The sequence below is a fragment of the Devosia limi DSM 17137 genome (assembly GCF_900128975.1).
Taxonomy (GTDB): domain Bacteria; phylum Pseudomonadota; class Alphaproteobacteria; order Rhizobiales; family Devosiaceae; genus Devosia; species Devosia limi.
In genome coordinates, this window is sequence record NZ_FQVC01000001.1 from 374,187 (window position 1) to 396,933 (window position 22,747).

At 64.9% G+C, this 22,747-nt stretch carries 16 protein-coding genes and 2 tRNA genes; 10 read left to right on the forward strand and 8 right to left on the reverse strand.

Going from position 1 to position 22,747, the window contains the following annotated elements; translation table 11 throughout:
• Positions 1-6: 6 nt before the first annotated feature.
• Positions 7-1,314 carry a Gfo/Idh/MocA family protein gene (locus BUA69_RS01655; RefSeq protein WP_046136299.1) on the reverse strand — a complete coding sequence of 436 codons (1,308 nt, stop codon included), beginning with the start codon at positions 1,312-1,314 and terminating at the stop codon, positions 7-9.
• A 242-nt stretch (positions 1,315-1,556) separates the two neighbouring features.
• Between BUA69_RS01655 and BUA69_RS01660 the strand changes: the two genes are divergently transcribed.
• Positions 1,557-3,068 (forward strand): ATP-binding protein, encoded by a 1,512-nt coding sequence (locus tag BUA69_RS01660; protein ID WP_046136300.1) that lies wholly within the window; start codon positions 1,557-1,559, stop codon positions 3,066-3,068.
• Between the two features lie 19 nt (positions 3,069-3,087).
• Here the strand turns inward: BUA69_RS01660 and BUA69_RS01665 are convergent, their stop codons facing one another.
• Positions 3,088-3,951 (reverse strand): aldose 1-epimerase family protein, encoded by an 864-nt coding sequence (locus BUA69_RS01665; RefSeq protein WP_072866452.1) that lies wholly within the window; start codon positions 3,949-3,951, stop codon positions 3,088-3,090.
• A gap of 184 nt (positions 3,952-4,135) precedes the next feature.
• Here BUA69_RS01665 and hrpB point away from each other — a divergent pair, with 184 nt between their 5' ends.
• Positions 4,136-6,616, forward strand: a complete 2,481-nt coding sequence (hrpB, locus tag BUA69_RS01670) for an ATP-dependent helicase HrpB (RefSeq protein ID WP_072866438.1) — start codon at positions 4,136-4,138, stop codon at positions 6,614-6,616.
• A gap of 350 nt (positions 6,617-6,966) precedes the next feature.
• Here the strand turns inward: hrpB and otnI are convergent, their stop codons facing one another.
• Positions 6,967-7,737 carry a 2-oxo-tetronate isomerase gene (otnI, locus tag BUA69_RS01675; protein WP_342021117.1) on the reverse strand — a complete coding sequence of 257 codons (771 nt, stop codon included), beginning with the start codon at positions 7,735-7,737 and terminating at the stop codon, positions 6,967-6,969.
• Positions 7,734-8,144: a peptide-methionine (R)-S-oxide reductase MsrB gene (gene msrB, locus BUA69_RS01680; RefSeq protein WP_046136341.1), complete on the reverse strand. Its 411-nt coding sequence runs from the start codon at positions 8,142-8,144 to the stop codon at positions 7,734-7,736. The genes otnI and msrB overlap by 4 nt, the downstream gene beginning before the upstream one ends.
• A 182-nt stretch (positions 8,145-8,326) precedes the next feature.
• Between msrB and BUA69_RS01685 the strand changes: the two genes are divergently transcribed.
• Positions 8,327-8,941: a pyridoxamine 5'-phosphate oxidase family protein gene (locus tag BUA69_RS01685; protein WP_072866439.1), complete on the forward strand. Its 615-nt coding sequence runs from the start codon at positions 8,327-8,329 to the stop codon at positions 8,939-8,941.
• Positions 8,942-9,441: 500 nt separating this feature from the next.
• Here BUA69_RS01685 and BUA69_RS01690 read toward each other — a convergent pair.
• The 3 genes from BUA69_RS01690 to cpdR all read right to left on the reverse strand — a co-directional run bounded on the left by BUA69_RS01690 (position 9,442) and on the right by cpdR (position 10,084).
• Positions 9,442-9,516 (reverse strand) — tRNA-Val (locus BUA69_RS01690).
• Positions 9,517-9,544: 28 nt separating this feature from the next.
• Positions 9,545-9,619: transfer RNA gene (locus BUA69_RS01695), tRNA-Val, on the reverse strand.
• Positions 9,620-9,724: 105 nt separating this feature from the next.
• Positions 9,725-10,084, reverse strand: coding sequence for a cell cycle two-component system response regulator CpdR (gene cpdR, locus BUA69_RS01700; RefSeq protein WP_046133338.1), 360 nt, complete (start codon positions 10,082-10,084; stop codon positions 9,725-9,727).
• 198 nt (positions 10,085-10,282) lie between these two features.
• On the opposite strand from cpdR, the gene BUA69_RS01705 reads away from it, so the two are divergent.
• Entirely contained in the window at positions 10,283-11,176 is an 894-nt protein-coding gene (locus tag BUA69_RS01705; RefSeq protein WP_046133337.1) for an N-formylglutamate amidohydrolase, read from the forward strand.
• A 324-nt stretch (positions 11,177-11,500) separates the two neighbouring features.
• A complete protein-coding gene (locus BUA69_RS01710; protein WP_082093644.1) occupies positions 11,501-12,331 on the forward strand; it encodes an inositol monophosphatase family protein in 831 nt (276 codons plus the stop codon).
• Positions 12,332-12,455: 124 nt separating this feature from the next.
• Here the strand turns inward: BUA69_RS01710 and BUA69_RS01715 are convergent, their stop codons facing one another.
• Positions 12,456-13,430 carry an alpha/beta fold hydrolase gene (locus BUA69_RS01715; RefSeq protein WP_046133339.1) on the reverse strand — a complete coding sequence of 325 codons (975 nt, stop codon included), beginning with the start codon at positions 13,428-13,430 and terminating at the stop codon, positions 12,456-12,458.
• 560 nt (positions 13,431-13,990) lie between these two features.
• Between BUA69_RS01715 and BUA69_RS01725 the strand changes: the two genes are divergently transcribed.
• The 5 genes from BUA69_RS01725 (at position 13,991) to hpt (ending at position 22,599) form a co-directional block, all read left to right on the forward strand.
• Positions 13,991-14,446, forward strand: coding sequence for an Hsp20 family protein (locus tag BUA69_RS01725; RefSeq protein WP_046136530.1), 456 nt, complete (start codon positions 13,991-13,993; stop codon positions 14,444-14,446).
• Positions 14,447-14,629: 183 nt separating this feature from the next.
• Complete coding sequence (gene dps / locus BUA69_RS01730) at positions 14,630-15,103, forward strand: DNA starvation/stationary phase protection protein Dps (protein ID WP_046136527.1); 474 nt, start codon at positions 14,630-14,632, stop codon at positions 15,101-15,103.
• Between the two features lie 468 nt (positions 15,104-15,571).
• A complete protein-coding gene (gltB, locus tag BUA69_RS01735; protein WP_046136528.1) occupies positions 15,572-20,284 on the forward strand; it encodes a glutamate synthase large subunit in 4,713 nt (1,570 codons plus the stop codon).
• A gap of 165 nt (positions 20,285-20,449) precedes the next feature.
• The gene (locus tag BUA69_RS01740; RefSeq protein WP_046136529.1) at positions 20,450-21,877 is read left to right on the forward strand and encodes a glutamate synthase subunit beta; all 1,428 of its coding nucleotides are present in this window, start codon (positions 20,450-20,452) and stop codon (positions 21,875-21,877) included.
• A gap of 185 nt (positions 21,878-22,062) precedes the next feature.
• Positions 22,063-22,599 (forward strand): hypoxanthine phosphoribosyltransferase, encoded by a 537-nt coding sequence (hpt, locus tag BUA69_RS01745; RefSeq protein ID WP_046134477.1) that lies wholly within the window; start codon positions 22,063-22,065, stop codon positions 22,597-22,599.
• Positions 22,600-22,747 lie beyond the last annotated feature (148 nt).

The following is a 22,747-nucleotide window of genomic DNA, read 5'->3' on the forward strand; positions in this document are numbered from 1 at the left end:
AGCTTTCTAGCGTTTTTCGCCGAGATCGATCCCCGCTTCCGCCAGCATCGCATCCACCGAAATGCGCTCGCCATTGCGCGCAATCGACTGGTTGGCCGCGATCCCGGTCAGGATCGACCAGGCGCCCGCCACCTGGTCGGAGGCCCGCCCATAGCGATCCGCTTCCATATGCTGGGGGTCGAACAGATAGCCCAGCATGATCGGATCGGCGCCGCCATGGCTGCCCGTCCCCTCCCAGACGGCGAGCTTTTCCGGCAGCTTGCCGGCCAGATGCAGCTCGGTCGTCACATTATCGCGCTCGGTCTTGTCGCGATCGCCGCCAGCAAACACCCCATGCACTTCGATATGCTTGTGCGTCAGCTCGCCCTTGGTGCCGTGGAACTTCACCTCCAGCCCTTCCCAGGGCGAATAGGCGACCAGCGTATAGTTCAGCGAGGTGCCCGAGGCATATTGCGCCTGCACCTGCATGGTGTCCTCGATGGTGATGTCATCGGCAAACACGCATTTGTCGCGCCAGTAGCCGTCATCATCCTCGGCATCGAGATAGAGTTCCTTGAGCGCTTCGTCAGCCTCGAGGTCCATGCGGAACTCGCAGCGATCCGCCACCGGACAGGCATGGCAGCGTTCCCCATGGCCTTCCAGCCCCAGCTTCACCGCCATTTGCGGCGTATAGAAATCGCGCTTGCCCACCGCCGTGACGGTTTTCGGCGTCGAGGCGGCCCACCAGTTCAAGAGGTCGAAATGGTGGGTGGATTTGTGCACCAGCAGCCCGCCCGACTTGTCCTTGTAGCGGTGCCAGCGGCGGAAATAGTCGGCGCCATGCACCCGGTCGAGATACCAGCGAAAGTCGATCGCGGTGATATCGCCGATTACCCCGCTCATCAGCAGGTCCTTGAGCTGGGTGCGCGCCGGCGAATAGCGATAGTTGAAGGTGACGGTCACCGATTTACCGGTTTCCCGCTGCGCATCGAGGATCCGCTTCAGCCTGTTGACGTCGATGGTCATCGGCTTTTCGGTCATCACATTGCGCCCGGCGCGCAGCGCCCGCACGATATAGTCGTCATGCAGAAAGTCCGGCGTGGTGACGATCACCGTATCGGGCTGCTGCTCGGCAATCATCCTGTCGAAATCTTCGGCCAGATAGGTGGCCACGCCATTGCCGCCGGGATCGGGCACCTTGCTGGCGCTCAGCGCCAGCCGGCTCTGATTGACATCGCACAGCGCCACCAGCTCGGCCGTATCGGCATGCGTGATGGCGACCGCGTCACGGAACATCTGGTGACGGCCGCCCGTGCCGACGATAGCGTATTTCATGGTCACATCTTATCAAGGGACACCGGCCGCGAACCAGCCGGTTACATCTACCATACAAGATTGAACATCTGCCCCCTGCTGTCAATCGGGCTTTCCGCCCCCGCGCAATCGTGACCCCGCTCTCTTGTGGGACCGGCGCAGCCATCCTTCCCGTCGCCGCCTTTGAGGTGCTAAGGGGAGGAAACATCAATTGCCATGCGTGAGTCTCCCTGCGGGATTTTCATGGCCAGCCGGGAGTGACGATGAAGGTCGGAATCGACATGGGCGCGACGACAGGATCTGCGCCTGCCCTGCTCGATCTCGAGGAGTTGCTGGCGACGCGTCTGCTCGTCCAGGGCAATTCCGGCTCCGGCAAGTCGCACCTGTTGCGGCGCCTGCTCGAACAGAGCGCGCCCTGGGTGCAGCAATGCATCATCGATCCCGAGGGCGATTTCACCACCCTGTCGGAAAAGTTCGGCCATCTCGTCGTTGACGCCACCCGCACCGAAGCCGAGCTGACCCGCATCGCCGCCCGCGTGCGCCAGCACCGCGTCTCCGTCGTGCTCAATCTGGAAGGCCTCGACGTCGAACAGCAGATGCGCGCCGCCGCCGCATTCCTGGGCGGCATGTTCGATGCGGATCGCGACTATTGGTACCCGGTCCTCGTCGTCGTCGATGAAGCCCAGCTGTTCGCGCCCGCCGCCGCCGGCGAAGTCGCCGATGAGGCGCGCAAGCTCTCGCTTGCCGCCATGACCAACCTGATGTGCCGCGGCCGCAAACGCGGCCTGGCCGGCGTCATCGCCACCCAGCGCCTCGCCAAGCTGGCCAAGAACGTCGCCGCCGAGGCGTCCAACTTTCTCATGGGCCGCACCTTCCTCGATATCGACATGGCCCGCGCCGCCGACCTTCTGGGCATGGAAAAGCGCCAGGCCGAGCAGTTCCGCGATCTGGCCCGTGGCCATTTCGTTGCCCTGGGCCCTGCCATTTCGCGCCGTCCGCTGCCCATCACCATCGGCAATGTCGAAACCGCGGCCCGCTCGACCAGCCCCAAGCTGACGCCACTGCCCGATGCGCCCGTCGATGCCGCCGAGCTGATCTTTACCGCCACCGCCGAGGAAGCCACCCGCCCCGTAGTGCGCCGTCCCGCGCCGCCACCGCCGCCCTCGACCAATGAATTGCTGGCCCAGCTGGCGCGCCAGCGGCCGGAGGTCGAAGGCCCCCCGCCGACGCTGTTCCCCGAGATCGATCAGGCCGAACGCGACGCCATCATCGACGCTATCATGGCCGAGCTGCTCGAGGATCCCGACGCCTCGTTCCGCACCGTCGCCGTGCTCTATCAGGATTTCCTGGTGCGCTGCCGCATTCGCCGCGTGCCCGGGGAAGCTCCGACACTCAGCAGCTTCAAGCGCAAGCTAGCCGTTGCCCGCGTCGCGCCCGATAGCGAAACCGCCGGCAGCGACGCCTGGCAGCAGGCGCTGACCATGTCCGAAGCGCTGACCGATGACGTGCAGGGCGTCTTCCTGGTGCTGGCGCAGGCCGCTGTCACCGCGGCCCCCTGCCCCTCCGACGCCACGCTGGCGCGCCTCTACGGCACCCATTCCGCCAGCCGCGCCCGGCGCCTCTTGACCTGGTTCGAGGAGCGCGGCCTTCTCGTCGTCCGCCTCGATTTCCGCAACAACCGCGTTGTCGCCTTCCCCGACCTCGGCTGCGAAACCACCCCCGGCGACCCCAACGGCCCCGACACCATGGTCGACCTCCGCCCCGCCGCCGAATAGCTCGCCGACTGAACCCGGCTTACCCCAAAACCTCCGCCGTGAACGCGAACCGCGCCTCCGCCCCCGGCGCCAGCACCACGCTATAGGGCCGCGCCGCCAGCTCGTCGGACCCGCCCTGTTCCGCCGCCGTCCCATGCCAGGGCTCGAGGCACACAAAAGGCGCCCCCGGCTTGGACCACAGTGCCAGGTTCGGCAGGTTCTCCCAGCGCAGGTGGATTGCCGGCCCACCTTCGGCCGCATAGGTCAGCCCGGACCCCGCCCCCTCGGGAAAGACCATCGCATCCGCCGCAAACAATTCCGGCTCCAGCACCAGCCGCCCCGCCCGGAACGGCGATGCCAGCCTTTCCTTCATCACCAGTCCGCCCGCCAGCCGCACCAGCGCCGGCTCCGCCCCATTGTCCAGCGTCACGCTATGCGCCTTGCCCGCCGCCCCCGGCAGCGGCCAGACAAAGGCCGGGTGAAACCCCAGCCCGAACGGCATTGGCCTGGTATCGCGATTGCTCACCGCCGCCGTCACCGTTACCGCCCGCCCTTCGACTGCATGGGTCACCGCCAGCAAGAATTCAAACGGATAGGCCCCCGTCTCCTCTGAACTTGCCAACTCATAGCGGCACGACGTCCCGCTCGCCTCGACCAGCTCAAATTCACTTCGGCGCGCAAAGCCATGCTGCCCCATGCCATAGTGCACGCCCTCGATGCTGACCCGGTCCCCCGGCGCCCGTCCCACCATCGGAAACAGCACCGGCGAACGCCCACCCCACCATTTCGCATCCCCCTCCCACAACCACGACCGCCCATCCGCCGTCCTGATCCCCTGCATCTCCGCGCCAAGGGACGACACCTCGACACTCAGATACTCATTGCCAATGCCGGTCAGTGCCATGCGTGTCTCCTCGATCAGCCCAACCATACCCATCCCCCACCACCGAACAACCCGCACCGTGATGGAAGGGTAGGTGCCTCCGTAACCACCAACCTACACCCCCCACCGGGTCATTCCCGCACCCCACCGCCTCACCTCAACCCGCCCCCTTGCCACCACCCCACACATCAGCCACACACCAGTCATGCCCGCGCCCCTGCCCCCGCTGCCTATCGACGACGCCCTGCCCGCGCTCCTGACGGCGCTGGCGAACAATCCCTATGCCGTCCTCGTTGCCCCGCCCGGCGCCGGCAAGACCACGCGCGTGCCCCTGGCTTTGCTCGCCGCTCCCTGGCGCGCCGATCTCAGCATCATCATGCTGGAGCCGCGCCGCCTCGCCGCCCGCGCCGCCGCCCGCCACATGGCGGGGCTGCTCGGCGAAGAGGTCGGCCAGACCATCGGCTATCGCGTCCGCATGGACGCCAAGGTCACCAGGAACACCCGCGTCGAAGTCGTCACCGAAGGCGTCTTCACCCGCATGCTGCTCGACGATCCCGAACTCACCGGCATCGCCGCCGTGCTGTTCGACGAATTCCACGAGCGCAGCCTCGATGGCGATCTGGGCCTCGCTTTGGCGCTCGATGCCGCTGCGCTCCGCCCCGATCTGCGCGTCCTCGTCATGTCGGCCACCATCGATGGCGCCCGCGTCGCCAGACTGCTCGACAATGCCCCGGTGATCGAAAGCCAGGGCCGCGCCTTCCCGGTCGAAACCCTCTATCTCGAGCCCGATCCGCTGCAGCGCCTCGACGATCAGGTCACCGCCGCCACCCTCGCCGCCCTGCGCGACCACACCGGCTCGGCGCTGGTGTTCCTGCCCGGCCAGGGCGAAATTACCCGCGTCGCCGAACGCCTCGCCACCCGCGTGCCCGCCAATACCGATATTGCCCCGCTCTATGGCCAGCTTACCCCCGCCGAGCAGGACCGCGCCATCCGCCCTGCCGCGCCCGGCCGCCGCAAGGTGGTACTGGCCACCTCGATCGCCGAAACCTCGCTGACCATCGAGGGCGTCCGCATCGTTATCGATAGCGGCTTCCGCCGCGTGCCCGCCTATGAGCCGGCCACGGGCCTGACCACGCTCGAAACCCGCCGCGTCTCCCGCGCCGGGGCCGATCAGCGCCGTGGCCGTGCCGGCCGCACCGCACCCGGCGTCGCCATCCGCCTGTGGAACGAAGGCCAGACCGCAGCGCTCGACCCCTTCGATACCCCCGAAATCCTTGCCGCCGATCTCGCCGGCCTGGCGCTCGATCTGGCCGCCTGGGGGGTCACCGATCCTGCGGCAATGGCCTTCCTCGATCCCCCGCCCGCCCCTGCCTGGGCCGAAGCCACGGCGCTGCTGCAAAGCCTCGACGCGCTCGATGCCAATGGCCGCCTGACCAGCGAAGGCAAGGCCCTGGCCCGCCTGCCACTGCATCCGCGCCTCGCCCATATGGTGGTATCAGGCGCCGCAGCCGGCGATGCCCAGACTGCGGCCGAACTGGCCGTCCTGATTGGCGAACGCGGCCTGGGCGGCGATGGCACCGACCTCGCCCACCGCCTCGCCCGCTTTCGCAGCGACCGCAGCCCCCGTGCCAATGACGCCCGCAGCCTCGCCAAACGCTGGGCCAGCCTTGCCAATCCAGCCGATCGTCACCCTCGGGCGCGACCCAAGAACGGCGAACTCTCACCCGGCGAACATCTCGCCCGTTCCTATCCAGACCGTGTCGCCCAGGCCGCCGGGGCGCGCGGCCGCTTCCGCCTCGCCAATGGCCGCCAGGGTAGCCTCGACGACACCGACGCCCTCGCCGCAGCGCCCTTCCTTGTCGTCACCGATATGACCGGCGCCGCCGCCAGCGGCCGCATTCGCGCCGCTGCCGCCATCGACCGCGCCGAAATCGAAGCCATTTTCGCGGCAAAAACCGCCAATGAAACCGTGCTGAACTTCGATGACGCCTCCGGCAGCGTCCGCGCCCGCCGTGTCCGCCGCCTCGGCGCCCTGCGCCTGGCCGATGAGCCGGTCGCCGTCGATGATCTCGAACGCGCCGCGCTCCTGCTCGCCGATGCCGCCGCCCGCCGCGGCATCGATAGCCTCCCCTGGAGCCGCGACCAGAAGGCCTTGCGCGCCCGCGCCACCTATCTGCGCCAATCGCTGGGCGAGGCCTGGCCCGATCTCTCCGAAGCCGCTCTGGCCGCCAATGCAACCGATTGGCTCGCGCCCGCCCTGTTCGGCGTCACCCGCCTTTCGGCCATCTCCGCCGATCATCTCGGCCAGGGGCTCGATAATCTTTTACCCTGGGCGCAACGCAGCGAAATCGACAAGCTGCTCCCCAGCCACTTTGCCGCGCCCACCGGCAATCACCTGCCCATCGACTACGCCGCCGAAAACGGCCCGGCGCTCGAAATCCGCGTGCAGGAGCTGTTCGGCCTCGACCGTCACCCCGCCATCGCCAATGGCAAAATCCCGCTGCTGCTGGTCCTGCTCTCCCCCGCCCACCGCCCGATCCAGACCACGCGCGACCTCCCCGGCTTCTGGCGCGGCTCCTGGAAAGACGTCGCCAAAGACCTCAAGGGCCGCTACCCCCGCCACTTCTGGCCCGAAGACCCCATCAACGCCGCCCCCACCGCAAGAGCCAAACCGCGCGGCACCTAAGCCCGCCCCAGCCCGAAAGCCCGCAGCCTTGCGTCCCCTCCCCCTTGAGGGGAGGGCCAGGGTGGGGGTGCTGCGCAACCGGTGGTTGGTGTGAGTGGCCCTCGGGTCAAGCCTGAGGGAAGCGCAGTGCGTGTCGCAGGTGCCAGAACAATCCAGCGATCCCAGCCCCCACCGCCGTCATCCCGGCGAAAGCCGGGATGACGCAGCGTATGCGGCTACTCAGGTTTCAGTTGCTCCACCCATCCCGGTGCTGACCTGTGAGGCGATCCCGATCCCTCAGTCGTCCACCCTCCCCTTGCGGGAAGGGATCAAGGGTGGGGGTATGCTCCCACACACACCGCAGCCTCACCTCACCGCCCGCGCATCCACCCCAGACCCGCGCTCGTCCCCGCCGCCGGCCGATATTCCGCGCCAACCCAGCCATCATAGCCCAGCCGCTCCAGCGCCTCGAACACCCGGATATAATTGATCTCGCCCGTTCCCGGCTCATGCCGCCCCGGCACATCGGCCACCTGCACATGGGCAATCCGCCCCTGCAGCCGCTCGAAATTGGTCAGCAAATCCCCCTGCATGATCTGCAGGTGATAAAAGTCATATTGCAGCCAGAGATTGTCCGAACCGACCTGCGCCAATATCGCCTCGGCTTGGTCAGTCGTCGACACCGCATAGCCCGGCATGTCCCGCTGGTTGATCGGCTCCAGCAACACCCGGATCCCCGCGGCCCCCAGCCGCTCCGCCGCCAGCGCCAGATTGCGCACCAGCACCGCCTCGCATTCGGCCCGCCCGGCGCCCGTTGGAATGATCCCCGCCAGGCAATTGACCTGCCGACAATCCAGCGCCCGCGCATAGGCGATCACGGTGTCGACCCCCGCCGCAAATTCGTCCTGCCGCCCCGGCAGGCAGGCCAGTCCGCGCTCCCCCGCCGCCCAGTCACCGGCCGGCATATTGAACAGCGCCTGGCTCAGCCCGTGCCGCACCAGGAGCTCAGCAATCGCCGTCGGCTCATATTCATAGGGCGAGACATATTCAACGCCGCGGAAGCCATCAGCTGCCGCGGCGCCAAACCGGTCGAAAAATCCATGCTCTGGATAGAGCATGGACAGATTGGCCGAAAACTTCACGCCCCGGTATCGGGGGTGAAATTCAGCGCCACGCCATTGATGCAATAGCGTAGCCCGGTCGGGGGCGGACCATCGGGGAACACATGGCCCAGATGGCTGCCGCAACTGGCGCAATGGCATTCCGTGCGCACCATGCCAAAGCTGCGGTCGGTCGTGGTCTCGACCGATCCGGGTACCGGATCGTTAAAGCTCGGCCAGCCGGTACCGCTCTCGAATTTGAGCTTGGATTCGAACAATGGCTGGTCGCAGCCGGCGCAGCTGAAGGTGCCGGCGCGGGTTTCATGCAGCAGCGCACAGCTGCCCGGCCGTTCGGTGCCGTGGCCGCGCATCACCTGGTATTGCTCGGGCGTCAGCAGCGCTTTCCATTCAGCATCGGTGCGCGTCACGCGATAGGCATGAGTGTCCATCGGCATCTCCCGTCTTTTTCCAGAAATTGAACTTGGCCTAATGTCGTCTTGAGATTGTCGTGCGGGCACGCCATCACTGCAATCTCAAACACCGCCTAGATATAGTACGCTGACCTGCCGTCCAACACCCCGCGCCGCGCCGTGGCGCCTCAAGACCATGTGACCAATCCACAAGGCGCTCCATGACCACCATTACCAGCCTCGCCGAACTCGAAGCCCTTTATAGCCCCGCCCCCGTCGCCGCCTCCACGGTCAAGGTCGCGCCGGCGATGACGCCCGAATATCGGCGCCTGGTCGAAGCCTCGCCCTTCGTGGCCCTGGCTACGGTCGGCCCCGAGGGTCTCGACTGCTCGCCGCGCGGTGATCAGCCCGGCTTTGTGCGCATCCATGATGATACCACGCTGATGATGCCGGACCGGCGCGGCAATAACCGCATCGATTCGCTGCGCAATATCGTGCGCGACCCGCGCTGCGCCTTCCTGTTCCTGCTGCCGGGCTCGGGCACCACTTTCCGCGCCAATGGCCGCGCCCATCTCAGCGCCGATCCCCAATTGCTGGAAAGCTTCGCCGTCGAGGAAAAAGCCCCGCGCACCGTCATCGTGCTGGAGATCGAAGAGCTCTATTTCCAGTGCGCCCGCGCCATCATCCGCTCCGAATTGTGGAACCCGGCGCGCCACATCGATCCCCGGACCCTGCCCACCCCCGGCCAGATGCTCGCCGCCATGACCAATAACCAGGTCGGCGGCCGCGCCTATGACGACGCCTGGCCCGAACGCGCCAAACAGACAATGTGGTGATTCGTTGGTTGGGGTGGCAGTCCGAACTACCCCCCACGGTCATTGTCGGCTGGTGACTGCGTTGACCGCAGCCAGCCACACCACCGGCCACCTTCCTCCCCCACCGGGTCATTCCCGCGCAGGCGGGAATCCACTCTTCCCGGCCCCACACCCCCAGGAATGGATTCCCGCCTGCGCGGGGGGATGGATTGTGCCTCAAGTGCTGCAAATCGACTTTACAATCGGTTATCCCAGCACCGTCATCACCCGGCTTGTCCGGGTGATCCATCCTTGCTGCCCGAGGAGATGGATTGCCCGGACAAGCCAGGCAATGACGGGTGACGATCAATGCAAATAGGAAACACCGCCCGCAATCGCGCACCATTTGTCTTCCAACCGGTCAAGGCGAGACGAAAACGTCCGTTGCCGAGAACCGGAGCGGAGCGTGCGCTCGGCACGTGAGCACCGGAAGCGGAGGGAATGGGTGTTTGCAGACCGCCTTCACCGGGATGGAAGGCAAATGGTGGGAGTAACAAGGATTGAACTTGTGACCCTTCGCGTGTGAAGCGAATGCTCTCCCGCTGAGCTATACTCCCGTCGCCAAAGGCGAAAGTCTTAGAGAGATGGTGGGCGTAACAAGGATCGAACTTGTGACCCCCTCGATGTCAACGAGGTGCTCTCCCGCTGAGCTATACGCCCATCTCTCCGGGAAGGAAGGGCGCTAAGCCCTGCCAGTGGCGCGGATAAACCATGGAACCCCCCGAGGGGTCAAGAGGCCAATCGCGCTTTGTGGATATCCTTTTCTCAGGCGGCCAGAAGACGCTCCACTTCGTTGACCAGGTCCTTGAGGTGAAACGGCTTGCTCAGCACCGATGCATCCTTGGGCGCATCGCTGTCGGGGTTGAGCGCAACAGCGGCAAAGCCGGTGATGAACATCACCTTGAGGTCGGGATCGAGCTCGGTGGCGCGGCGCGCCAATTCGATTCCGTCCATTTCCGGCATCACGATATCGCTGAGCAGCAGGGCGAAGGGCTCCTCGCGCAGCCGCTCATAGGCCGAGAGGCCGTTATCGAATGCCACCACCTCATAACCCGCGTTCTTGAGTGCGCGGGTCAGGAACTGGCGCATGTCGTTATCGTCTTCAGCGAGCAGAATTCGCTTCATCAAACCTCTCCAGCCATTCTGGCATTGAGTCGCATTCTAGCGCGGGATGTTTAAGCGAGTTTTGCGTGCGTGCAACCGCTAGCGGGTTTCTGGTCCCTTTTTTGCGATAAACTGGACAAGAACGTCGCCGCGCGCCAAACTCGCAGACAAATCAACTGCATTGCCCTCGCAACGGGGGCGAGCCCTTGGGGAGGCAGCGTGCGATCCGACTATTGGGATCAGCCAGCATTCGAGACCATCCGGCCCCGCCGCCTGGTCGCACCGGTCGTCTTCAACTCGGCCCATTCCGGCCGGGTCTATCCCGAGCGCTTTCTCGCCATGACCCGGCTCGACCATTTGTCGATTCGCCAGTCCGAGGACGCCTGGGTGGATGAGCTGTTCGCGCGGGCGCCCCATCTGGGTGCGCCGATGCTGCGGGCGCATTTCCCCCGTGCCTATCTCGACGTCAACCGCGAACCCTGGGAGCTCGATCCCACCATGTTCGTCGAACCGCTGTCGGATCGCTTCAACACCACTTCGCCGCGCGTTGCCGCCGGGCTGGGCACGCTGGCCCGCGTCGTCGCCGAGAACAAGCCGATCTATCGCGAGCGCCTGACGCTGGATGATGCCCGCATGCGCATCGAGGGCATCTACCACCCCTATCATGCGGCGCTGCAGGGCCTGCTCAGCGAAGCCATGTCGGCCTTCGGCGTCGCCCTGCTCATTGATTGTCACTCCATGCCGCGCATTGCGCGCAGCGGTGACCGGCTCGGGCCCGATATCGTGCTGGGCGATCGCTATGGCACCACCTGTGCCCCCATGCTGGTCGATCTGGTCGAAACCATTTTCACCAGCGCCGGGCTGCGCGTGGCGCGCAATCGCCCCTATGCCGGCGGCTTTGCCACCCGCACCTATGGACGCCCCCAGCACGGCGTGCATGCCCTGCAGATCGAAATCAGCCGCCATCTCTATATGAACGAGGCGACGCTCAACAAAAACGAGAACTTCGATGCCGTGCGGCTGCTGATCGAACGGCTGATCTTTGCCATGATCGGGCTCGACGTGATGACGCTGGTCGGCAACCCCGCCCCCGCGCAAAAGGCCGCCGAATAAAATCATTTCCGAGAGATTGGGCTGGTTCCGCCGATCGCTTCCGCGACAAAAACTGGGCCGCCGTGGCGGCCCAAGTCAAGGGAGGAACGATGCCGAACGCGCGATTGTCGAAGGGTGACATGCCGCAAAGCTTACCCGCGCATTCATCATGCCCCTCAAAAATGAACCCATTTTCGGTCATGTTCAAGCAACCATTGCTGCGGCGCCGTGCTTGCCCCGGCGTTGTTGCATAAATGAATCAGCGGAAATCTGCGTATTTTTCCCTGCCCGCTCCCCCCCGACCCTGCTAAGCACAGCTCCAGCACGACAATCCGGTGATCGCCCATGACCGTCCAGTTCCCCATTGAGACCGCAGCCCTGCCCGCCTCGCTCGACCTCGCCAGGGTGGAAGCAACCCTGCTCCAGGCGGCGGCAGCGGCGGCGGCGATGACCCTGCCGCTGTTCCGCACCACCCTTGCCGTCGACAACAAATACACCATTGGCTTTGACCCCGTCACCGAGGCCGATCGCGGCGCCGAAACCGCCATCCGCGCTGTCATCGCCGAGCATTTCCCCGACCACGCCATCATCGGCGAGGAATGGGGTTCGTCCGGCGACAGCCCCTTCACCTGGATCATCGACCCCGTCGATGGCACCCGCGCCTTCATTTCCGGCGCCCCCGTCTGGGGCACGCTGATCGGCTTTGCTTACGAGGGCGTCGCCATTGCCGGGCTGATGAGCCAGCCCTTTATCGGCGAAACCTTCCTCGCCGTGCCCGGACGCTCGACCTATCGCCGCGACGGCGGCGCCGCCCAGGCCAATTGCACCAGCGGCCTCGTCGACCTCGCCGCCGCCCGCGTCTTCACCACCACGCCGGCGCTGTTCCGCGCGCCCGAGCTGGCCCCCAAATGGCAGGCCATCGAGGCCGCGACGCGTCTGCAGCGCTTCGGCATGGATTGCTATGGCTATGCGCTCTTGGCCGCCGGCCATGCCGATCTGGTGATCGAGCCCGCCCTCAACACTTATGACATCGCCGCCCTGGTACCGATCATCCGCGAAGCCGGCGGCGCCATTGCCTGCTGGGACGGCACCGACCCCACCCCCGGCGGCAACGTCATCGCCGCCGCCACCCCTGCTCTGCTGGAAAAGGCCCTGATCCTGGTCAACGCCAGCTAGGCGCGACGCCCCGCCGGCACGGTTAAGACCACAAATTCGTTCCCGCTTCCCACAGTGTCATTCCCGCGCAGGCGGGAATCTCCTCCCCGCTGCCGCCAACAGCGACAACAGCCCCACACCTGATCTACACACTCTGATCGGTAATGAACGCGTCAAACGCCGCCAGCACCTGCCCGCGCACCGCGTCGTTTTCCATGAACAATTCGTGCCGCGCCCCGGCCACCACCATGTGCCGCCCGGTCCGCATCCGCAGCCCGAACTCTTCGGTCGCCGCCGTCGCCACCACCCGGTCGCAGGCCGCCGCCAGGATCAGCACCGGCACCCGGATCCTGCCGGGAAAACGATCCTCGGCCGCCGCCGCCATCCCCGCCATCGCCGCCGCGATCCAGCGGATCGTCGGCTTGCCGGTATCGAGCGCGGGCCTGGCCTTGAGCACATCGATCATCCGCGTGAACCGCCCGAGATCGCTGGTCAGCACATTGTCGGCGAATCTCATCTCCATGGCCGGCCCGTCGCGACGGCGCGGCACCGGCAATTCCCCCAGCCCGAAAAAGCTCAGCGTCTCGGCCACCTTGGCCATCACCCCCGGACTGGCCGGCATGCCCCCCAGCCCGATCATTGGCGATGACAGGAAGATCCGGTCAAACATCAGCCGGTCCGCCGCCCCCGCATGCAGCGCCACCAGCCCGCCCATCGAATGGCCGACGAGATAGAAGGGCGGTGGGCAGTCGGGCAGCAGGATCTGGCCGTGAAAACTCTGCAGGTCCAGCCAGTAATCACTGAACCTGTCGACATAGCCCAGCTGGCGATTGCCGATCAGCCGCTCCGATCCGCCCTGCCCGCGCCAGTCGAATGTCGCCACGGCGAAGCCGCGCGCGCGGAAATCCGCGATGGTCTCGAAATACTTCTCAATGAATTCGCCGCGCCCCTGCACCAGGCAGATGGTGCCGCGATGCGCCCCCGCCGATTTCGGCCAGATCGCATAGCGCAACCGCACCTTGTCGCTGGTCATGAAGTGGGCCACCCGTGCTCCCGCCGGCACGCGATTGGACGGAATATCGACGAGGCTGGCCCCCTCGGGATCGGCGATGGCGGTCATGACGCGCTTTCTCTGGCTACCGGCCCAGACATAGAGCAAAAGCGCTTAAAAAAGAAAACCAGCATCTCTTGCGAGGTGCTGGCTTCCCTGTTTGCGGCCCGTGCGGGGGGCGGGTGACGGGACCGCCTTGTCGTCGTGCCGCGGGATGTCCCTCGGCACATGCCCCGTTCTAGCGCCCCCACCCTGAACTCGACCGGACAGCGCCGTTCATTTTCGGTTCATGTGCCGCGGCCCCCGCCCATCCCCCCAACCCCATCCGCCATCACCACCCCATCAGTCGTCATCCCGGCGAAAGCCGGGATCCAGTTTCCTGCTGCGCCCCACGCCCCCCAAAAACTGGCCCCGGCTTTCGCCGGGGTGACGCCCGGTGTGTGTTCGCCCCCAAGCACCGCCCGCCCAGTCGTCGTCCGCTCCCCCTTGAACCCCAAAATCCCCCACCTACATTTCATGCGTTCGCCGGCATTGCCGGGAGCCCCGGCCTCGCCCAACTGACCGCTTGCCTAATGTTGGGAGCGCAGAGCGAGAGACGGGATCACACGTTGCTCAAGGAGAATGTGACCATGCAGACCATCGACTTTTCCCCCTTCTATCGTTCGACCGTCGGCTTTGACCGCCTGTTCAACCGGCTCGATACCCTTGTGGGTCAGGAAGCCAAGACCTACCCGCCCTACAATATCGAGCGCACCGGCGATGATGCCTACCGCATCTCGATTGCCGTCGCTGGCTTCTCCAATGGCGATATCGCTATTGAGACCAAGGAGAACAACCTCGTGGTCAAGGGTGCCAAATCAGCCGAAACCGGCGATAAGGCCCGTGAATTCCTCCATCGCGGCATTGCCGAGCGCGCTTTCGAGCTGCGTTTCCAGCTTGCCGACTATGTCGAGGTGAGCGGGGCTTCGCTGGAAAACGGACTATTGCACCTCGAGCTGAAGCGCGAATTGCCCGAAAGCAAGAAGCCGCGCCAGATCGCCATCAATGGCGGTGCCAAGTCGATAGAGGATCAGTCGGTCAACTAGGGACTGACTGAGCCAGAGACGGGGGCGCAGTTCGCAAGGACTGCGCCCTTTTGATTCGCGTCGGCGCAATCGCGCATGGAACTCTGAGCGCCTTTGGCGGTTCCTCTCACACCTCTCCCCGGTACGGCCGGCAGCGGCACCACAGCGCGCCCCGGCCGCGACCCAAGCGTCAAAGGATCCGTCATGAAGACCCCATCGATCGCGCTCAAGTCCAACACCAAGTCCACTGTCATCGCCGTGCTCAATGCGCGCCTGGCCGATGCCATCGATCTGTCGCTCGCCACCAAGCAGGCGCACTGGAACCTCAAGGGCCCGCAATTCATCGCCGTCCATGAAATGCTCGACGGCTTCCGCGCCCAGCTCGATGTCCACACCGACACCATTGCCGAGCGCGTCGCCCAGCTCGATGGCATTGCCCTGGGCACCACCCAGAATGTCGCCAAGTCCAGCAAGCTCGAAGCCTATCCCACCGATATCCGCAAGGTTCCCGACCATGTCGCGGCGCTGGCCGAGCGCTATGCCGCTCTGGGCAATCAGGTGCGCGAGGATATCGATACCACCGACGAAGCCGGCGACGCCGATAGCGCCGATATTCTCACCGCCTTTTCGCGCGAGCTCGATAAGGACCTGTGGTTCCTCAAGTCCCATCTCGAATAGGCAATTTTGACCACCTGGTCCGGAAAGGCGCTCCCATCGGGCGCCTTTCTGCATTTTTGCCGTCGCTTTCCTACGATTTCCTACAGCAAAGTTGGACATTTCCTACATTGCCTGCCGAAATTGCGGCAAATCCGCTTGCTCCCCGTTTGGAATTATGCAAATGTGACCGCGATAGGGCAGCACAACTGTCCTATCTGATCGCGGCGCCCCGGTCTCCCCGGCCAGCCCGCGCGCCCGATCCGGCTGGCCCGCTTTTTGTGAGCGGAAACGGAGGGGCGGGGCTGATACGAGCCCGAACGAGCGGCCATTTGGATGCAGTGCCGCTCCCCACGGAATAGACATTGCCACTGCCCGAGCCGTACTCTGTGCGACCCGATCTGGCGATGTGTCCGCAAATTCGGGTCGGCAGCCGCCGGCAATGGTATAAATTCGGCGACTTCGCTCGCCACAGCTCAAGGATAACAGACCATGGTGATCAGCCAGGTGGGATCGTGCCAAACCCCAACACGTTCAGACGCCGCCGTGCCACACAGTGGACGGCCGGCGGCTCAAGGATTGTACGACCCCAAAAACGAACACGATGCCTGCGGCATCGGCATGATCGCCAATATCAAGAACCAGCCCAGCCACGAAGTGGTCGAAAAGGGTCTCGAAATTCTCGAGAACCTCGAACACCGTGGTGCCGTGGGTGCCGACCCGCTGATGGGTGACGGCGCCGGCATCCTGGTGCAGACCCCCCACAATTTCTTCAGCAAAGTCATGGGCTTCCCGCTTCCCGAGAAGCACCACTACGCCGTGGCCATGCTGTTTTACCCCAATATCGCCGCCCTGCGCGACCAGTGCGCCGCCGCCGTGCGCGCCTGCCTGGCCGATGAGGGGCTGACGCTGCTCGGCGAGCGCGTCGTCCCTTTCGATAATTCCCGGCTGAGCGAAGGCGTCATCGCCACCCAGCCGATCATCGAGCAGATGGTGATTGCCCGCCCCGAAGACCTGACGCTGGATGAGTTCGAGCGCAAGCTCCTCATCGCCCGCAAGGTCATCTCCAACACCGTCTATGCCGCCGTGCCCGAGAGCAATGGCGACAATGGCTTCTATGTCGTCTCCATGTCGGCCCGTACCATTGTCTACAAGGGCATGTTCCTGGCCTACCAGCTCGGCGCCTTCTATCCCGATCTCTCCGACTCCGATTTCGAAAGCGCCATTGCGCTGGTGCACCAGCGCTTTTCCACCAATACCTTCCCCTCCTGGAAGCTGGCTCACCCCTACCGCATGACTACCCATAATGGTGAAATCAACACCATCCGTGGCAACGTCAACTGGATGGCCGCGCGCCAGGCCTCGGTGCATTCGCGCTATTTCGGCGAGGATATCGCCAAGCTCTGGCCGATTTCCTATGAGGGCCAGTCCGACACCGCCTGCTTCGACAACGCGCTCGAATTCCTCGTGCGCGGCGGCTATCCGCTGCCCCACGCGGCGATGATGCTGATCCCCGAAGCCTGGGCCGGCAATCCGCTGATGGATGAAAAGCGCCGGGCATTCTACCAGTACCATGCCTCCCTGATGGAGCCATGGGACGGTCCGGCCGCCATGTCGCTCAGCGATGGCCGCTATGTCGTCGCCACCCTCGACCGCAATGGCCTGCGCCCCGCCCGCTATCTCGTCACCAAGGAAGGCCATGTCGTCCTGGCATCCGAGTCGGGCGTGCTGACCATTCCCGATGAGGACATTGTCGAGCGCTGGCGCCTGCAGCCCGGCCGCATGCTGCTGATCGATCTGGAACAGGGCCGCATCATCTCGGACGACGAGATCAAGTCGACCCTCGCCACTGCCAATCCCTATGCCGATTGGCTGGCCCGCACCCAGATCGTGCTCGAAGACCTGCCCGCCGTGCCGCCCAAGGCCCCCCAGCCGACCGAGGCGCTGCTCGATCGCCTGCAGGCTTTTGGGTACACCCAGGAAGACATCAAGCTGCTGATGGCGCCCATGGCCACCACCGGCCAGGAAGCCGTTGGCTCGATGGGCACCGATACGCCGCTCTCGGCGCTGTCGAGCATGCCCAAGCTCCTCTATACCTATTTCAAGCAGAACTTCGCCCAGGTCACCAACCCGCCGATCGATCCGATCCGCGAGGAATCGGTGATGAGCCTGGTCTCCTTCATCGGGCCGCGGCCGAACCTGTTCGATCTGGAAGGCCTGTCCAAGGTCAAGCGCCTCGAAGTACGTCAGCCGATCCTGACCAATGAGGATCTCGAAAAGATCCGCGGCATCGGCGATATCGAGACCAACCAGTTCAAGACCCGGACCATCGACATCACCTACCCCGCCGACAAGGGCGCGGTGGGCATGGAAGCGGCTATCGCGGCCATCTGCGAAGAGGCCGAGGCCGCCGTCCGGGGCGAATACAACATCATCATCCTGTCGGACCGGCACATCGCGGCCGACCGGCTGGATATCCCGACGCTGCTGGCGCTCGCCGCCGTGCATCACCACCTGATCCGCAAGGGTCTGCGCACCTCGACCGGCCTTGTGGTCGAAACCGGCGAAGCCCGCGAAATCCACCACTTCGCCATGCTGGCCGGCTACGGTGCCGAAGCCATCAACCCCTATCTGGCGTTTGAAGCTCTCCAGGCCCTGCATGCCGAGGGCAATTACCCCGAGGAAGTCTCGGCCGACGAAGTCGTCTACCGCTACATCAAGTCGGTGGGTAAGGGCCTGCTCAAGGTCATGTCCAAGATGGGCATTTCCACCTACCAGTCCTATTGCGGCGCCCAGATTTTCGACGCCGTCGGCCTCAGCACCGAATTCGTCAACAAGTACTTCTTCGGCACCGCCACCTCCATCGAAGGCGTCGGCCTCAAGGAAGTTGCGGCCGAAACCGTGCTGCGCCATAGCCTGGCCTTTGGCGATGACGCTGTGCTGCGCAAGTCGCTCGATGTCGGCGGCGAATATGCCTACCGCATCCGCGGCGAAAAGCACGCCTGGTCGCCCGACGTCGTCGCCGACCTGCAGCATGCCGTGCGGACCAAGGACGATAGCCCCGAGACCGCGCAGGATCGCTACAACAGCTTCGCCGAACGCGTGAACTCGGGCGAAAACGGCTATCTGGCCATTCGCAACCTGCTCGACATCAAGCCGCTCGGCGCCGCAGTGCCGCTCGATGAAGTCGAACCGGCCGTCGACATCGTCAAGCGCTTCGTCACCGGCGCCATGTCCTTCGGCTCGATCAGCCGCGAGGCCCACACCACCCTGGCCCAGGCGATGAACCGCATTGGCGGCAAGTCCAATACGGGCGAAGGCGGCGAGGAGCCCGATCGCTACAAGCCCCTGCCCGATGGCAGCCGCAACCCGCTCCGCTCGGCCATCAAGCAGATCGCCTCGGGCCGCTTCGGCGTCACCACCGAATATCTGGTCAATGCCGATGCCCTCCAGATCAAGGTCGCCCAGGGCGCCAAGCCCGGCGAAGGCGGCCAGCTGCCCGGCCACAAGGTCGACTGGATCGTCGCTAAGACCCGTCACTCCACCCCCGGGGTCGGCCTCATCAGCCCGCCGCCGCACCACGACATCTATTCGATCGAAGATCTGGCCCAGCTGATCTACGACCTCAAGAACGTCAATGAAGCCGCCGATATCTCGGTCAAGCTGGTGTCCGAAGTCGGCGTCGGCACGGTTGCGGCTGGCGTTGCCAAGGCGCGCGCCGATCACATCACCGTCTCCGGCTATGATGGCGGCACCGGTGCGTCGCCCCTGACCTCGCTCAAGCATGCTGGCGGTCCCTGGGAAATCGGCCTGGCCGAAACCCACCAGACCCTGGTGCTCAACCGCCTGCGCAGCCGCGTCGTCCTGCAGGTCGATGGCGGTCTCAAGACCGGCCGGGACGTGCTCATCGGCGCCCTGCTCGGTGCCGACGAATTCGGCTTCTCGACCGCGCCCCTGATCGCGGCCGGCTGCATCATGATGCGCAAGTGCCACCTCAACACCTGCCCGGTTGGCGTCGCCACCCAGGACCCGGTGCTGCGCAAGCGCTTCAAGGGCACGCCCGAGCACGTCATCAACTACTTCTTCTTCATCGCCGAGGAATTGCGTGGCCTGATGGCCGCCATGGGTGCCCGCACCCTGCGCGACCTGATCGGCCGCTCGGACCTGCTCGACCAAAAGCAGTTGCATGATCACTGGAAGGCCGAAGGCATCGACTTCACCAAGCTGATCTACAAGCCCGAGCCCATCGGCGGCGATACGCTCTATCATTCCGAACTGCAGAACCATCACCTGGAAGCCGTGCTGGATCGCCAGCTGATCGAACTGGCCCAGCCAGCCCTCGATAACGGCACCCCGGTGCAGATCGACCTGCCGATCCGCAGCCGCGACCGCTCGGCCGGCGCCATGCTGTCGGGTGCCGTCGCGCGCAAATACGGTCACGAAGGCCTGCCCGAGGACACCATCTCGATCAAGCTGACCGGCACTGCCGGCCAGGCCTTCGGCGCCTTCCTGGCCCGCGGCATCTCCATCGACATGGTGGGCGACGCCAATGACTATGTCGGCAAGGGCCTGTCGGGTGGCCGCATCGTGGTGCGCCCCTCCGACAAGGTCAGCTTCGCCCCGGAAAACTCGATCATTGTCGGCAATACCGTGCTCTACGGCGCCATTGCCGGGGAGTGCTATTTCCGCGGCGTTGCCGGCGAACGCTTCGCCGTCCGCAATTCGGGCGCCATCGCCGTGGTCGAGGGCACCGGCGATCACGGTTGCGAATATATGACCGGCGGCGTTGTCGTCGTCATCGGCCAGACCGGGCGCAATTTCGCGGCCGGCATGTCCGGCGGCGTCGCCTATGTGCTGGACGAGGACGAAACCTTCCGGTCGCGTTGCAACCTGGCCATGGTCGATCTCGAACCGGTGCAGGAAGAAGAAGAACTGATGCAGAAGCTCCACCATCACGGTGGGGATCTCGAATGGCATGGCCGCGTCGACATTTCCGGCGACATGACCCGCCACGACGATGAGCGCCTGCATCAGCTCATCTCCAACCACCTGCACTATACCGGCTCGACCCGGGCCCGCTTCATCCTCGACAACTGGGTCGAGATGCGTCCCAAATTCGTCAAGGTCATGCCGGTCGAATACCGCCGCGCCATCCTCGAAATGGAAAAGAAGCGCGCCTCCGCCCTGGGGGTGGCAGCTGAATGATGATGCAAAACCACCATGCTGGCGGCCCCGTCGCCTGCCTCCCCCACTCTGCTGGCACGATCCAGCCCCATTCACCGCGCCATTCCTCCCCCTTCGAGGGGGAGGCTAGGTGGGGGTGGGGCTACGCGCACCGCACCAACGACATCCAATCCAAGGAGCAAAGCCATGGGTAAGGTAACAGGCTTTCTCGAAATCGAGCGCGAAGAGCCCCGCTATGAGCCGGCCTCGGATCGCATTCGCCATTTCGGCGAGTTCACCATTCCGATGTCGGAAGGGCGCATCGTCGATCAGGCGGCGCGCTGCATGGATTGCGGCATTCCGTTCTGCCATGGCGATACCGGCTGCCCGGTGCACAACCAGATCCCCGACTGGAATGATCTGGTGTTCAACGGCGACTGGGAAGAAGCGGCGCGCAACCTGCATTCGACCAATAACTTCCCCGAATTCACCGGCCGCATCTGCCCCGCTCCCTGCGAGGAGGCCTGCACGCTGAACCTCGAGGACAGCCCGGTCGCCATCAAGACCGTCGAACAGGCCATCGCCGATCGCGCCATTCGCAATGGCTGGGTCAAGCCGCAGGTCAATGCCAGCAAGACCGGCAAGTCGGTCGCCATTGTCGGCTCCGGCCCTGCCGGCATGGCCGCAGCCCAGCAGCTGGCCCGCGCCGGCCATGACGTTCACCTCTATGAGCGTGAACCCAAGGCCGGTGGCCTGATGCGCTATGGCATTCCCGACTTCAAGATGGAAAAGGACCATATCGACTTCCGCGTCACCCAGATGGAAGCCGAAGGCGTCACCTTCCACTATGGCGAGAATATCGGTGTGACCCGGCCCCTGTCCGACCTGCAATCGCGTCACGACGCGGTGCTGCTGGCCGGCGGTTCGGAAAAGCCGCGCGAGGTCGATGCCGAAGGCGTCACCCTCAATGGCGTTGACTTCGCCATGCCCTTCCTCGTGCAGCAGAACCGTCGCCTCGGCGGCGAGGACGTCTCCAACGAGGTCCAGCTGACCGCCGCCGGCAAGCATGTCGTTGTCGTCGGTGGCGGTGATACCGCCAGCGACTGCGTCGGCACCAGCTTCCGTCAGGGCGCCATTGCCGTCACCCAGCTCGACGTGCGCCCGATGCCGCCCGAGCTGGAAAACAAGCTGACCAACTGGCCCAATTGGGCGGTCAAGATGCGCACCTCGTCCTCGCAGGCCGAAGGCGCCATCCGCGAATTCGCCGCTGGCACCATGAAGATCATTGGCAATGCCAGGGGTGAAGTCACCGGCGTCGAATGCGCCAGGGTTGATCGCAAGCGCCAGCCGATCCCCGGCACCGAATTCGTCATCAAGGCGGACCTGGTGCTGCTGGCCATCGGCTTCGCCCACCCCATCCATGAGGGCATGCTGGCCGAACTGGGTGCCCAGCTCGACAAGCGCGGCAATCTCTTCGCCGACACGTTCAGCTACAAGACCTCGGTCGACAAGGTCTACGCCGCCGGCGACATGCGCCGCGGCCAGTCCCTCGTCGTCTGGGCCATCCGCGAAGGCCGTCAGGCCGCCCGCGCCATCGACATCGACCTGATGGGCAAAACCGACCTGCCGCGCTGAGGCCCTGGGGCCAATGCCAGTGCCCCCACCACCGCACCCCCAGTCATCGTCCCCTCCCCCTCGAGGGGGAGGGCCAGGGTGGGGGTGCTACGCGTGGGCCTTGGTCTGCGGTGATTGATCGGCCTCCACACACTGGAATCCCGTCCCAATGCGCGCTAGACGTTAGCGCCACCGGGAATCGCCTCATGACCAAGCCCTATACCGTCGACGAACTGATCTCCGCCAAAGCCATCGCCGCGCGCGTCGAGGCCCTGGCCAAGGAAATCTCCACCCACTTTGCCGATACCGACAAGCTGGTCGTTGTCGGCTTGCTGCGCGGCTCGTTCATCTTCATCGCCGATCTCGTGCGTGAACTCGACCTGCCGGTGGAAGTCGATTTCCTCGAAGCCTCGTCCTATGGCAATGCCATGGAATCGAGCCGCGAAGTGCGCATCCTCAAGGATTTGCGGGGCGAAATCGGCGGCCGCGACGTGCTGGTCGTGGAAGACATTGTCGATACCGGCTACACGCTCAAGCACGTGCTGGAAATCCTCGAGACCCGCCATCCCCGCCGCATGGAAGTCTGCGCCCTGCTCAACAAGCCCAGCCGCCGCGAAACCGATGTGCAGGCCAAATGGGTCGGCTTCGATATCCCGGACAAGTTCGTCGTCGGCTACGGCATCGACTACGGCCAGCGCAACCGCAACCTGCCCCATATCGGCGCCGTCCGCTTCCTGGAATAGGCAGTCGCCCACCCGGCTTCAGCCACCAACCCGGAGCCTCTCCCCCACAAGGGAGCCATCCACCTCGCCACGGTGTCATTCCCACGCAGGCGGGAATCTCCTTCTCCCAGACGCCGCCGCCTCCGCCCCGGGTCATATTCCCGTCAGA

What these genes read in the sequence shown, in the direction of transcription:
- BUA69_RS01655 (WP_046136299.1), bottom strand. Translation starts at nt 1,314, where the DNA reads ATGAAATACGCTATCGTCGGCACGGGCGGCCGTCACCAGATGTTCCGT.
- BUA69_RS01660 (WP_046136300.1), top strand. Translation starts at nt 1,557, where the DNA reads ATGAAGGTCGGAATCGACATGGGCGCGACGACAGGATCTGCGCCTGCC.
- BUA69_RS01665 (WP_072866452.1), bottom strand. Translation starts at nt 3,951, where the DNA reads ATGGCACTGACCGGCATTGGCAATGAGTATCTGAGTGTCGAGGTGTCG.
- hrpB (WP_072866438.1), top strand. Translation starts at nt 4,136, where the DNA reads ATGCCCGCGCCCCTGCCCCCGCTGCCTATCGACGACGCCCTGCCCGCG.
- msrB (WP_046136341.1), bottom strand. Translation starts at nt 8,144, where the DNA reads ATGGACACTCATGCCTATCGCGTGACGCGCACCGATGCTGAATGGAAA.
- BUA69_RS01685 (WP_072866439.1), top strand. Translation starts at nt 8,327, where the DNA reads ATGACCACCATTACCAGCCTCGCCGAACTCGAAGCCCTTTATAGCCCC.
- cpdR (WP_046133338.1), bottom strand. Translation starts at nt 10,084, where the DNA reads ATGAAGCGAATTCTGCTCGCTGAAGACGATAACGACATGCGCCAGTTC.
- BUA69_RS01710 (WP_082093644.1), top strand. Translation starts at nt 11,501, where the DNA reads ATGACCGTCCAGTTCCCCATTGAGACCGCAGCCCTGCCCGCCTCGCTC.
- BUA69_RS01715 (WP_046133339.1), bottom strand. Translation starts at nt 13,430, where the DNA reads ATGACCGCCATCGCCGATCCCGAGGGGGCCAGCCTCGTCGATATTCCG.
- BUA69_RS01725 (WP_046136530.1), top strand. Translation starts at nt 13,991, where the DNA reads ATGCAGACCATCGACTTTTCCCCCTTCTATCGTTCGACCGTCGGCTTT.
- dps (WP_046136527.1), top strand. Translation starts at nt 14,630, where the DNA reads ATGAAGACCCCATCGATCGCGCTCAAGTCCAACACCAAGTCCACTGTC.
- gltB (WP_046136528.1), top strand. Translation starts at nt 15,572, where the DNA reads ATGGTGATCAGCCAGGTGGGATCGTGCCAAACCCCAACACGTTCAGAC.
- BUA69_RS01740 (WP_046136529.1), top strand. Translation starts at nt 20,450, where the DNA reads ATGGGTAAGGTAACAGGCTTTCTCGAAATCGAGCGCGAAGAGCCCCGC.
- hpt (WP_046134477.1), top strand. Translation starts at nt 22,063, where the DNA reads ATGACCAAGCCCTATACCGTCGACGAACTGATCTCCGCCAAAGCCATC.